The sequence below is a fragment of the Tabrizicola caldifontis genome (assembly GCF_004762095.1).
Taxonomy (GTDB): domain Bacteria; phylum Pseudomonadota; class Alphaproteobacteria; order Rhodobacterales; family Rhodobacteraceae; genus Tabrizicola; species Tabrizicola caldifontis.
In genome coordinates this window covers 69,086-81,402 of record NZ_SIJH01000012.1, presented here as the reverse complement: position 1 = coordinate 81,402, position 12,317 = coordinate 69,086, and the positions used below count along the sequence as shown (strand labels likewise).

Sequence of the window (12,317 nt, the reverse complement as noted above, 5' to 3'; positions counted from 1 at the left end):
GGATATTTGCAAATGCATTTAAATCTGTCTAGCATGATTCCATGACGCCGGATCGAAACCGGCGCATGGGACAGCCGGACTGGTCCGGCCAACAGGGAGATTCCTATGACCTCTGCGAACGTGCTTTCGTCCCTTGCCGGGATGCTCGCCTCGGGCGGGATCGAGGTGGTGGACTGTTCGGGCGTGCTTGGCCCCGAAACGCCTCTGCTGAAGCTGCCGCCGGAACTGGCGAAGGACACCCCGCCGATCAAGATTCACCGGATCAGCGAATACGACAAGGACGGCCCCTTCTGGGCCTGGAACTGGCTGGAACTGGGGGAACATTCCGGCACGCACTTTGATGCGCCGCATCACTGGATCACCGGCAAGGACTATCCCGACGGCTATACCGACACGCTGGACGTGCAGCGGCTGATCGCGCCGGTGAACGTGCTGGACTTCAGCAAGGAATGCGCAGCCGACCCTGATTTCCTGCTGACCATCGACCATGTGAAGGCATGGGAGGCGCAGCATGGCGCCATTGGCAAGGGCGAATGGGTCGTGCTGCGGTCCGATTGGGACAAGCGCGCACATGACGAGGCGCTGTTCCTCAACGCCAACGAAACCGGCCCGCACACCCCGGGGCCGACGGCCGAGGTGATCCAGTATCTTCTGGACAAGGGCATCGTGGGCTGGGGCAGCCAGTGCATCGGCACCGATGCGGGCCAAGCCGGGGGGATGAACCCGCCTTTCCCTGCGCACAACCTGCTGCACAAGCATAACTGCTTCGGCCTTGCCAGCCTTGCCAACCTCGACAGGCTGCCGCCCAAAGGGGCAATCCTGATTGCGGCGCCGCTGAAGATCAAGCAGGGCACGGGCTCGCCCATCCGGGCGCTGGCGCTGGTTCCCAGGGCATAAGATGCGGCCCGATCACGTCATTGTCGGCAGCGGGATCAACGCGCTGGTCGCAGGTGCAATGCTGGCGCTGAAAGGCGACCGCGTGCTGATTCTGGAACGCGAGGCAACCCCCGGGGGATGCCTGCGCACGGAAGAGATCACTCTGCCCGGCTTCCGCCACGACGTGATGGCCGCGACTTGGGTTCTGTTCATGACTTCGCCGGCGGGGGCCATGCTTGGCCCCCACCTCGCACGGCATGGTTTCGACTACTGCCACACGCCGCACCCCACGGCTGTCCTGCGGTCGAACGGCGAGGCGCTGGTGCTGACCACCGACCGGGCGAAGAACATCGCCGCCTTCAATGCGCTTGCTCCGGGGGATGGCGATGCCCATGCCCGCGATGTCGGTGGCATCGAGGCCGACGCGCCCTTCCTGTTTGCACTTCTCGGCGGTTCCCTGTGGTCCTGGCCCACGGCAAAGCTCATGTGGGGTCAGGTGCGCAAGCGGGGGCTGCGGGGCTTGGCTGCCTGGTTCGGCCGGGCGCTGGTACCGGCGCGGGGCTGGCTGGAGACGACCTACGCCTCGCCTGCCGTCCAGGCGCTCTATGCGCCGTGGGTGCTGCACTGCGGGCTGACGCCGGAAAGCACCTATTCCGGACAGATGGGCAAGGTCATCGCCTTTGCGCTGGAGGCAGCGGGGGCACCGATCGTCAAGGGTGGCTCGGGTGCCGGGGTGTCTGCGTTCAAGGCGCTGATCGAGGAGAAGGGTGGCGAAATCCGCTGCGGGGCCGATGTGGACCGGATCGTCGTGCGTGATGGCAAGGTGCGGGGTGTGGCTCTGGCCGACGGAGAAGAGATCGGCTGCGCCTCGGTTCTGGCTTCTGTCGCGCCGGGGCAATTGCAGGGCCGCCTGCTGCGCGACGTGAACCTGCCCGAAGATCAGGCGGCGGCGAAGGCCTTCCGCCACGGCCGGGGAAACTTTCAGCTGCATTACGCGCTCGACCAGCACCCGAAATGGCTGTCGCCGGGGCTGGACGACGTGGCGCTGATCCACTTGGCGGACGGGATCGATTCCGTCTCGAAAGCCTCGAACGAAGCAGAGCGGGGAATGCTGCCTGCCACGCCCACGATCTGCGTGGGTCAGCCGCACCGGCTGGACCCCTCGCGCTGCCCGGAGGGCAAGGCGATCCTGTGGCTGCAGATCCCCGACGCGCCCCGCGTGGTGAAGGGCGATGCGGCAGACGAGATCGCCACCGATGGCACATGGAGCGAGGCCACCCGCGAAGCCTTCGCCGACCGGATCGAGACGATCCTGAAACGGCACATCAAGGATTTCGACCGGATCAAGCTGGCGCGGCGGGCCTATTCCCCCGCCGATCTGGAGCGGATGAATGTCAATCTTGTCGGTGGCGACCCCTATGGTGGCCTTTGCACCATCGACCAGTTCTTCATATTCCGTCCTTATCCGCATTCGACGAACGGCACCGGCCTCGTACGTGGTCTGATCCACATCGGCGCCTCCACCCATCCCGGCCCCGGTCTGGGCGGCGGCTCGGGCTTTCTCGCGGCAAAGAGGCTGGGCGCATGACCGACCAGTCGCCCCCTGACCGGCCGCCCGAAACCCTGCCGCGGCTGGGTGAGATCGGCCTTTCGAACTATGCACCCTATCTGATGAACCGCATCATGGGGCGCTACAACGCCTCTCTGCGTGAAGAAATGGCCAGCCTTGGCCTGACCACGCCGAAGATGCGGGCCCTTGCTGTCCTGTCGGTGATCGAGGGGCCGCTGATCCGCGAACTGGCGGTCTATTCGGTGGTCGAACAGTCCACCCTGTCGCGTGCGCTGGACCAGCTGGCGGCTGACGGGCTGGTCCGCCGCGAGGCCGACGCCGCCGACAGCCGCGCGACGCGGGTCTACATCACCGAAGCCGGGCGCGCGGCCTTTGAAACGCTCTGGCCCCGCATGGCCGAGGCGCATGCCCGCATGTTCCGCGGCATCCCCGACGACGAGCGCCGCGCCTTCGTAGGCACGCTGCAGAAGATGCTGACCAACATCCGCAAGCACGAGATCTGAGCCATGGCCGAACGGTCCTTCAAGGCAGAGGTAGAGCATCTGAGGCTGGGCGAGGGCCAGACCTTCACCGGCGAAGGCATTCTGGCGATCACCAAGGCGCTGCTGGAAAACGGTGTCGGCTATGTCGGCGGCTACCAGGGCGCGCCGATCAGCCATCTGATGGACGTGCTGGCCGATGCCGAGGAACTGCTCTCGGAGCTTGGCATCCGCTTCGAGGCCAACGCGAACGAGGCAGCGGCAGCGGCGATGCTGGCGGCCTCGGTCCATTATCCGATCCGCGGGGCGGTGACGTTCAAAGGCTCGGTGGGCGTGAACGTCGCCTCGGACGCCTTGGCGAACCTTGCCTCAAGCGGCGTGAACGGCGGCGCCCTGATCATCGTGGGCGAGGATTACGGCGAGGGTTCCTCGATCATGCAGGAACGCAGCCACGCCTTTGCGATGAAATCGCAGTTCTGGCTTCTGGACCCTCGGCCGAACCTGCCCAGCATCGTCAAGTCGGTTAAGGACGGATTCGAACTGTCCGAGGCCTCGAACACCCCCGTCATGCTTATGGTGCGCATCCGGTCCTGCCATGTGACCGGCAGTTTCACGACCCGCGACAACCAGCGCCCGAAGCTTACGGTGAAAGAGGCACTGTCGGATCCGCAGTCCGATTTCGCCCGCGTCGTGCTGCCGCCGATGTCCTATGCGCATGAGCAGGACAAGATCAGGAACCGTTGGCCCAACGCCGAGAAATTCATCCGCGAACGCGGCTTGAACGAGGTGTTCGGGCCGAAGGCAGCCAAGGTCGGGCTGATCCTGCAGGGCGGCATGTACAACGGCGTCATCCGCGCGTTGCAGCGGCTGGGTCTGGCGGACATCTGGGGGAACACGCAGGTTCCACTCTACGTCCTGAACGTGACCTACCCGCTGCTGTCGTCCGAGTTTCTTGAATTCTGCGCTGGCAAGGATCAGGTGCTGGTGGTCGAGGAAGGCCAGCCAGAGTTCATCGAACAGCAGCTTTCCACCTTCCTGTATCGCGCGGGCTCCACCGTTCGCCTGCGCGGAAAGGACATCTTCCCGATGGCCGGAGAATATACCGGCCAGGTCATGCTGGACGCGATCGGTGCCTTCCTGAAGGAGGCCGCGCCCGAGATGCTGCCTGCCATGGTGCGCGCGCCAAACGAGGATCGGCCGCAGATCCCGGACCTGACGAAGACGGTGCCGATCCGCCCGCCCGGCTTCTGCACCGGCTGCCCGGAACGCCCGATCTTCGCCGCGATGAAGCTGGTGCAGAAGGAAACCGGCAAGCTGCAGATCAGCGCGGACATTGGCTGCCATCTGTTCGCCGCGCTGCCCCCGTTCGAAATCGGCGGGGCGACAATGGGCTATGGCCTGGGCCCCGCCGCCAATGCCGCCTTCGACGGGGGGGGCGAACGCCGCCCGGTTGCGATCATCGGTGACGGCGGGTTCTGGCACAACGGCCTTTCCTCCAGCTTCACCAACATGGCCTTCAACAAGTCGGATGGCGTGGCGGTGATCGTCGACAACTACTATTCCGCCGCAACGGGTGGGCAGGACATCATGTCCAGTCGCGCCGAGAACCCGACCAAGTCCACCAGACATCCCATCGCCAAGGCGCTCAAGGGCATTGGCATCGACTGGGTGCGCCAGGTGGACCGGACCTATGACGTGGGCCGGATGCGCGATGTCCTGCGCGAGGCGCTGACGACCGACACTCCGGGGCCGAAGGTCATTGTCGCATCATCCGAATGCATGCTGAACCGGCAACGCCGCGAAAAGCCGCTGATGCAGAAGGCGATAAGGGAAGGGCGCCGGGTCGAAGCCCCCCGCTTCGGCGTGGATGAGGAGGTCTGCACAGGCGACCACGCCTGCATGCGGCTGTCGGGCTGCCCCTCGCTGTCGCTGAAGAAGCTTGACGATCCACTGCGCGACGACCCCGTGGCCCATATCGACCAAAGCTGTGTCGGCTGCGGGAACTGCGGCGAAGTGGCAGATGCCGCCGTCCTCTGCCCGTCGTTCTACCGCGCCGACGTGGTGCACAACCCCGGCCCGTGGGAGGCGCGCTTTGCCCGGTTCCGTGCCCGGATCATCGCCTGGCTGCAAGCCCGCCGCGCCGCCCGCTGCCTGACCTTCGAGGCCACACCATGACGCTGCATGAAACACTGTCCGACCAGTTGGGCAAAGGCACGCTCGATCCGCGCCTGTCCGGCATCATCAAGCTGGCGATACTTGCGGTGGGCGGGCAGGGCGGCGGGGTGCTGACCGGCTGGGTCGAGGATGTGGCGCGCTCGCAAGGTTATGCCGCCCAGGCGACCTCGGTCGCGGGCGTGTCGCAGCGCACCGGCGCCACGGTCTACTACGTCGAGATGGCCCCGCACCGTCCCGGCGACCCGGTGCAGGTCTTTTCCCTGATGCCCGCGCCCGGCGACGTGGACATCATGATCGCCGCCGAGATGATGGAGGCCGGTCGCGCCATCATCCGCGGTTTCGTCACGCCCGACCGGACCACGCTGATCGCCTCGACCCACCGCGCGCTGGCGGTGTCGGAAAAGATGGTGCCGGGTGACGGCATCGCCCCTGCCGAAGAGGTGCGCGCAGCAGCCGAAATCGCCGCACGCCGTTTCATTGCGGCCGATTTCGATGCGGTGGCCGTACGAAACGGTTCGGTCATCTCGGCCTCACTGTTCGGGGCGCTGGCCGGGTCGGGGGTGCTGCCCTTCCCGCGCGAGGCCTTCGAGGCCGCGATCCGCGCAAGCGGCAAGGGGGTAGAGGGGTCGCTGCGCGCTTTCGCTGCCGCCTTCGAGGTCGCGGCCAATCCTGCGGCGGAAGCGGTGGCTGCGCCGCCTTCCCGCACGGCGACGGCAGTGTCAGGCCCGGCGCGACTGATGGCACAATGGAACGCGCTGGCCGCCCGCGTCTCGGCCCTGCCAGAGCCTGCCGCCGAGATGGCCATGCCCGGCCTGCGCAAGGTGGTGGAGTTCCAGGATCTTGCCTATGGCGCCGAATACCTCGACCGGTTGGCCACGGTGCAGGCCCGCGACAGCGCAGAAAAGGGCTGGGTGCTGACCCGAGAGGCAGCGAAATACATTGCCAATGCGATGGCCTATGACGACGTGATCCGGGTGGCCGACCTCAAGACCCGCGCCCGCCGTTTCGACCGCATCCGTGGTGAAATGCGCGTGAAGGACGGCAACCTGCTGCACCTGACCGAATTCTTCCACCCGAGGGCGGAAGAGATCGTCGGCATGTTCCCTGCGCGGCTGGGCGCAAAGGTCGAGGCCAGCCCGAAATGGATGGCCCGCCTGACGCGCTGGTTCGACAAGGGGCGGCACCTGCGCACCGACTCCTTGCGCGCCTTCCTGATGCTGCATGTGCTGGGTGGCCTGAAGGGCTGGCGCCGCCGCACCCTGCGCCACGCGCAGGAACAGGCGCATCTTGCCCGCTGGCTGGAAACCGCCCTGGCCGAGGTGCCGCGCAACTATGACCTTGCCGTGGAACTGATCCGCTGCCGCCGCCTGATCAAGGGCTATTCCGACACCCACGCGCGGGGGCTGTCTAAGTTCGACCGCGTCATCGCTGCGACGCTGATGATTGCCGGGCGTGACGACGCAGCCGACTGGTGCCGCCGCCTGCGCGAGGCTGCCCTTAAGGATGAGGAAGGCAAGGCGCTCGACGGTGCTATCCAGACGATCCGCAGCTTCGCCTGAGCCGGTCTTGCCCCTTTGAAAATGCTCGCTAGATGTGAGCCGGCCCGCGGCGAGGGGGGCGGCAGCCCCCCTTTCCGTGTCACTCAAGCGCCCGGTAGCTGCCGTTCCAGTAGATCAGCGCCCCCGCCCCCGGCGTGGTGCGGATTGCCCGCACCCGGCCGATCAGGATCGAATGGGTTGCGCGATCGATCATCTCTTCTACCGTGCAGTCGAAGGCCGTGGGCGCGCCCTTCAGCAGCCGGGCGCCGGTGACGGCGGTTTCCCACTCGGCCCCCTCGTACCGCGCCGCGCCCTTGACCCCGCCGAAGCCCGAGAACCGTTCGGCCACCGCCTGATGCGCCGCACCCAGCGACGACCAGCCGAAGCGGCCGTATCGGACCAGCAGCGGATGGCTCGACGCCGACCGGTTCACACAGGCCAGCAGCAGGGGCGGGTCGGCCGAAAGCGAAATGGCCGAAGTCACCACCAGGCCCGAGGCTTCCTCGCCGTCACCAACGGTAATGACGCTGCAGTTGCCCACAAAGGCGCGCATCGCGTCCCGGAATTCTTTCCCGGTCGGTTCTTCGGCCATGCTGCGTCTCCCTACCTGATCCCGGCGGCGGCCAGTTTCGGCAGCACCGTATCGCGGAAATAGGGGAATTCCTCGACGTAATCGACAAAGGACAGCGTCGTTCCCGCAAATCCCGCCGCATGCAGCTTCAGGATGCCTTCGGCCACCTGATCCGGCGTTCCGATCAACGGGAAGCCGCCATGACCCAGGGCGAACAGGTGCTTGATCTGCGCGAGCAGGTCATGCGGAAAGCTGTGAGCGTGCGCGAACTGCAACCGCACCAGATTGTCCACCGCCTCGGTGTCCGCGTTCTGGACGGCGGTATAGTCGGCAAAGGCCTTGGCCTCGGCCTCGGTCGGGCGGCAGATCACATGGCTGAAGGTCAGCACGTTCACCTCGCGGCCCTTTGCGCGCGCCTGCGCCTTCAGTTCGGCAATCTCGCCCATCGACCGCTCAAGGTCGATGGCTGGCGTGAACAGGAAATTCGCATTGTCGGTCGCGAACTCGCGGCCTTGCGGGCTGCCCGCCGCATTGATGATGGGAACCGATCCGCGCAGGGGTTTCGGATCGCCCTTCACCTTCTTTGCCTTGAAATACTTGCCGTTCCAATCGAAATGCTCGTCCGAGGTCCACAACTTGCGGATCAGGTCGAACCATTCCTGCGCATAGGCATAGCGGGTTTCGTGGTCGTCCGGCAACTCAAGCCCCAGTGCCTCGTACTCCGGCTTGTTCCAGCCCGCAACGATGTTCAGGCCCGCCCGGCCGTGGCCGATCTGGTCGATGGTGGCGATCTGCTTGGCCACGACCACCGGGTGGTTCGCGGCGGTGTGGATCGTGGCGAAGACGGCGATGTTCTTGGTCGCCGCCAGCAGGCCCGCGGCCCAGGTCATCGTCTCGAGCACGCCGCCGTGAAAGTCGGTCTCGCCGCCGTAGCCGATCCAACGGGCGATCGGCAGCATGAAGTCGATTCCCGCCTCGTCCAGCATCTGCGCCAGCTTCAGGTTGTTGTCCCAGCTGTTGACCCAGCGTTCGGGCACCTTGGTCGGCGTCATCCCCGAAGAGCAGTTGGTCGAGAAGGTGCCCAGGCGGAAGCGGTTGCCCGAAAGCATCGGGTGGTTCGGCATGTCTTTGGTCCCTGTTGCAGTTTTTGAAGGTATTTTATGTTTGAAAGTCTATCGTAAAATCCATTTGCGTCAACGGTCCGATGCAGGAAGACTCAGATGCAGCAGGGGGCCTGACGGATGCCGGAAAAAAAGCTTCAAGTTCAAAACGATGCCGTGGCGCAGGGGCGGGTTCCCGGTCTTGACTGGCACTGGCATCTGGCGGAGAGCCCGGTCGAGGTGGACACGACCGAACTGGAATTTGCCCTGATGCGCTGTTTCGAGGGATTCGGGCGCTGGCAGTCGGAATGTCTTGCGTCCGTGTGCGATCTGGCTGCGACGGGGCCCGAGAATGCGCTTTTGCATATCATCCGCATGAACGACCGCCCGAAGTCGATAAAGGATCTGGCGCGGCTGACCAACCGCGACGACGTGCCGAACATCCAGTATTCGCTGCGCAAGCTGATCGGCGCGGGTCTGGTGATCCGCAAGGGGGCGGGGCGGTCCGGCGTGACCTACGAAGTCACCGACGAGGGCCGCCGCGTGACGGATGACTACGGCGCGCTGCGGCGGCGGCTTCTGATCCAGGCCGTGGCGAATGTGCCCGGCTTTTCCGACCGGCTGGCCGAGGCGACGCGGACACTGAACCTGATGTCAGGGATCTATGAGGAAATCTCGCGGGTGGCGGCAACGCATCGTCGGGGCTAGTCGATGCCCCCGGTTGCCGCAGCCCCGGCCTCTTCCCGGTTGCCAAGTCTTCGTTTCGGCAGGGCAACGCGCGAAAAGCGCGGAAGTCATGAACCTGCGGCGATGCCGGGCCTGTGCAGTCCGGCTGCACCTGGCCCGTCGTGTCAGGCTGCCAGCAGCTCCAGCGCAACGCCCTGGCCCACACCGACGCACAGCGTGACCAGCGCCGACGCACCGCCGCCTTCGGCCAGCCGCCGCGCCGCCGTTCCGGCGATGCGTGCGCCAGACATGCCCAGCGGATGGCCCATGCTGATCCCGCCGCCCCTGGCGTTCACGCGCGGATCGTCGTCGGCCAGAGCCCAGGCCCGCAGGCATGCCAGAACCTGTGCCGCAAAGGCCTCGTTCAGCTCGATCACGTCATGATCATCCGCTGTCCGGCCGGTGCGTGCCGTCAGCCGCCCGACCGCCGCGACCGGGCCGATCCCCATGACCCGCGGGGCAACCCCGGCGCTGGCCGCGGCTCCCACGCGAGCAAGCGGGGTCAGCCCGTGCCGCCGCACGCCTTCGGACGAGGCAAGGATCACCGCCGACGCGCCGTCGTTGATGCCCGCGGCATTGCCTGCCGTCACCGTGCCCCCAGCCCGGAAGGGCGCGGGCAGGGCGGCGAGCTTCTCCATCGTCGTTGCGCGGGGGTGTTCGTCGGTGTCCACCACGGTCTCGCCCTTCCGGCCCCGGATCGTGACGGGCAGGATGTCGGCTGCATGCCAGGCCGCGTCATAGCGCGACTGCGACCGCAGGGCATAGGCGTCCTGGTCGGTGCGCGCGATCCCGTGTTCGGCGGCGACGTTCTCGGCGGTCTCGGGCATGGACTCGGTGCCGTAGGCGCCAGCGATCCGGTCGTTGACGAAGCGCCAGCCGATGGTGGTGTCATGCATCTGCGCCTCGCGCGAGAAGGCGGTTTCGGCCTTGCCCAGCACGAAGGGCGCCCGCGTCATGCTTTCGACCCCGCCCGCGATCACCACGTCCGCCCCGTCGCGCACCGCCCTTGCGCCCGCGATCACCGCATCCAGCCCGCTGGCGCAAAGGCGGTTGACCGTCAGCGCCGGCACCGTTTCCGGCAGGCGCGACAGCAGCACCGCCATGCGCGCGACGTTGCGGTTGTCCTCGCCGGCCTGGTTGGCGCAGCCGAAGATCACTTCGTCCACCGCAAGGCCGGGGTGCAGGTCCAGGAGGCCGTCGATCACATGGGCAGCCATGTCGTCTGGGCGTGCCATGGCAAGCGTGCCGCCGTGCCGGCCGATGGGCGTGCGGCGGTGGGCGCAAAGGAAGACCTCGGTCATGGGCTTGGCTCCGGTGCGGGCAGGTAGCGGGTTTTCAGATGCGGGGGCGCGGCGGCCTCCAGCGCGGCGAGCGTGGCGCGGATGCGGTCTGCCCCGTGCCGCGCGCGGGCCTCGAAGGGGCCACGCGGGAAATTCAGGCCCAGCTTCATCGCCGTGTCGATGCCTTCAGCCGTCACCCCTCCTTCGGACAGTAGCCAGGCGGCCTCGTTTGCCAAGGCGGCCTCGATCCGCAGGGCGATGGCCTCGGCGTCGGCGGGAGGTGGCGCCGGCTCGGCGGGAAAGACGAAACCCCGCCCGCTCTTGCGCCCCAGCTCGCCCCGCGCGACCTGGTCGCGCAGCGCCCTGAACACATGATAGCGCGGGTGGCCCCCCATCGCCGCCGCAAGGCTTTCGGTCGCGGCCAGGTTGATGTCGGCGCCGATCAGGTCGATCAGCGCGAAGGGGCCAAGCCGGTATCCTGCCGCCACCATTGCCGCGTCGATCTCGGTGGCGGTTCGGCCTTCCTCCAGCAGCGCCAGTGCCTCGCCATAATAGGGCCGGGCGCAGCGGTTGACGATGAAGCCCGGACGGTCGGGGCAGGCGATGACCACCTTGCCCGCGCCTTCGGCAAGGCTGCGCGCCAGATCCAGCGCGGCGGCGGTGGTTCCGGCATGGGCCACGAGTTCTACCAGCTTCATCACCGGGGCGGGGTTGAAGAAGTGCAGGCCCAGCACCTGACCGGGCCGCGCCAGCCCTTCGGCGATCGCCGCGACTGAAAGGGATGAGGTATTCGTGGCCAGCACCGCGTCGGCGGGCAGAAGCGGCTCCAGAGATCGGAACACCGCCTGCTTGACTTCCAGCCGTTCGGCCACAGCCTCGATCACCAGACCAGCGGGGGCGATGTCCTCCACCGTGTCCACCACGGTCAGCCGGGCAAGCGTGGCGTCGCGCTCGGCCCCGGTCATCGCTCCCTTGGCGACCCTGGGGGCCAGGGCGGCCGCCATTCGTTCGCGGGCCGATGCGCGGGCGGCGTCCGCGGCATCGGTTGCCCGTACCGGATGGCCTGCCTGGGCAAACACCTGCGCGATCCCCAGACCCATCGCGCCAAGGCCGACGACACCGATGATCATTGCCCCTTGAACTCCGGCTTGCGACGGTCGCGGAAGGCGCGGATGCCTTCGGCCTTGTCGGCGGTGTCCAGGAGCGCCTCGAAGGCCGCGCGTTCCTCGGCCAGGGCCAGAGCCCTTTCCTCGCCCGCGATCAGGGCACGCTTGGCGGCCATCAGCGCGAGGGGGGCGCGGGCGGCGAGGCGCGCAGCAAGGGGTTCTGCCGCCTCGGCGGCGGCGCCTTCGGACAGAAAGGCAGCAATTCCCCAGTCCACTGCGGTCTGCGCGTCGATGATTTCGCCCGTCAGCACCATGCGCATCGCCCGGGCGCGTCCGGCCAGCGCCATCAGCCGCTGCCCGCCGCCCGCACCGGGGATCAGGCCCAGGTTGGTCTCTGGCAGGCCCAGCCGGGCGGTGGCACCCAGCACCATGAGGTCGGCCATCAGCGCCAGTTCGAAGCCTCCGCCCAGGGCGAAGCCATCCACCGCCGCGATCAGGGGCTTGGGGAAGGCGCGGATCGCCGCCCAATGCGCCTTGCGCGGGTCGGCCGCGCCCTCGGCGCTGGTCTTGTGCTCGATCTCGCCGATATCTGCCCCGGCGGCAAAGTTGCCTTCGGCCCCGGTCAGCACCACGACGCGGCAGGCGGGGTCATCGGCCAGGCGGCCAAGTGCATCCGCCACCGCTGCCAGCAGGGCCGTGTTCAGCGCGTTTCTCTGTGCCGGACGGTTCAGCGTCAGCCGTGCCCATCCGTGCATGCTTTCGATCATCAGGTCCATGTCCGGCATCATCGCCCCTTCGGCATTTTTTTCAAGTATGAAATTTCAAGCTTGAAATTATTGCGGGCCGGTGCAAGCTTTCCGCAACGGCGCAGCATCCGTGCGCCAGAACAGGAACAT

The 12,317-nt window shown here is 66.9% G+C and carries 11 protein-coding genes; 6 read left to right on the top strand and 5 right to left on the bottom strand.

Features of this window, described 5'->3' with window-relative positions; translation table 11 throughout:
* Positions 1–105 precede the first annotated feature (105 nt).
* Genes EYB42_RS11565 through EYB42_RS11545 form a run of 5 tightly spaced genes read left to right on the top strand, consistent with a single transcriptional unit; the run spans position 106 to position 6,659 of the window.
* Positions 106–897 (top strand): cyclase family protein, encoded by a 792-nt coding sequence (locus tag EYB42_RS11565; RefSeq protein ID WP_135450270.1) that lies wholly within the window; start codon positions 106–108, stop codon positions 895–897.
* Between the two features lies 1 nt (position 898).
* The gene (locus EYB42_RS11560; protein ID WP_135450269.1) at positions 899–2,464 is read left to right on the top strand and encodes a phytoene desaturase family protein; all 1,566 of its coding nucleotides are present in this window, start codon (positions 899–901) and stop codon (positions 2,462–2,464) included.
* The gene (locus EYB42_RS11555) at positions 2,461–2,949 is read left to right on the top strand and encodes a MarR family winged helix-turn-helix transcriptional regulator (protein ID WP_135450268.1); all 489 of its coding nucleotides are present in this window, start codon (positions 2,461–2,463) and stop codon (positions 2,947–2,949) included. The genes EYB42_RS11560 and EYB42_RS11555 overlap by 4 nt, the downstream gene beginning before the upstream one ends.
* Before the next feature lie 3 nt (positions 2,950–2,952).
* On the top strand, positions 2,953–5,100 hold the full coding sequence (locus EYB42_RS11550) for a thiamine pyrophosphate-dependent enzyme (RefSeq protein ID WP_135450267.1): 2,148 nt from the start codon (positions 2,953–2,955) through the stop codon (positions 5,098–5,100).
* On the top strand, positions 5,097–6,659 hold the full coding sequence (locus EYB42_RS11545; protein WP_135450266.1) for an indolepyruvate oxidoreductase subunit beta family protein: 1,563 nt from the start codon (positions 5,097–5,099) through the stop codon (positions 6,657–6,659). Before EYB42_RS11550 ends, EYB42_RS11545 begins: the two co-directional genes overlap by 4 nt.
* 79 nt (positions 6,660–6,738) lie before the next feature.
* Here the strand turns inward: EYB42_RS11545 and EYB42_RS11540 are convergent, their stop codons facing one another.
* Entirely contained in the window at positions 6,739–7,230 is a 492-nt protein-coding gene (locus tag EYB42_RS11540) for a flavin reductase family protein (protein WP_135450265.1), read from the bottom strand.
* A gap of 11 nt (positions 7,231–7,241) precedes the next feature.
* Positions 7,242–8,333, bottom strand: a complete 1,092-nt coding sequence (locus EYB42_RS11535; RefSeq protein ID WP_135450264.1) for an LLM class flavin-dependent oxidoreductase — start codon at positions 8,331–8,333, stop codon at positions 7,242–7,244.
* Positions 8,334–8,450: 117 nt separating this feature from the next.
* On the opposite strand from EYB42_RS11535, the gene EYB42_RS11530 reads away from it, so the two are divergent.
* Entirely contained in the window at positions 8,451–9,017 is a 567-nt protein-coding gene (locus tag EYB42_RS11530) for a winged helix DNA-binding protein (protein ID WP_135450263.1), read from the top strand.
* Positions 9,018–9,160: 143 nt separating this feature from the next.
* Here EYB42_RS11530 and EYB42_RS11525 read toward each other — a convergent pair whose 3' ends face one another.
* The 3 genes from EYB42_RS11525 to EYB42_RS11515 are packed head-to-tail and all read right to left on the bottom strand — an operon-like array spanning position 9,161 to position 12,197.
* The gene (locus EYB42_RS11525) at positions 9,161–10,336 is read right to left on the bottom strand and encodes an acetyl-CoA C-acyltransferase (RefSeq protein ID WP_135450262.1); all 1,176 of its coding nucleotides are present in this window, start codon (positions 10,334–10,336) and stop codon (positions 9,161–9,163) included.
* Positions 10,333–11,445, bottom strand: coding sequence for a 3-hydroxyacyl-CoA dehydrogenase (locus EYB42_RS11520; RefSeq protein WP_135450261.1), 1,113 nt, complete (start codon positions 11,443–11,445; stop codon positions 10,333–10,335). Before EYB42_RS11520 ends, EYB42_RS11525 begins: the two co-directional genes overlap by 4 nt.
* On the bottom strand, positions 11,442–12,197 hold the full coding sequence (locus EYB42_RS11515; protein WP_205909979.1) for an enoyl-CoA hydratase-related protein: 756 nt from the start codon (positions 12,195–12,197) through the stop codon (positions 11,442–11,444). Before EYB42_RS11515 ends, EYB42_RS11520 begins: the two co-directional genes overlap by 4 nt.
* Positions 12,198–12,317 lie beyond the last annotated feature (120 nt).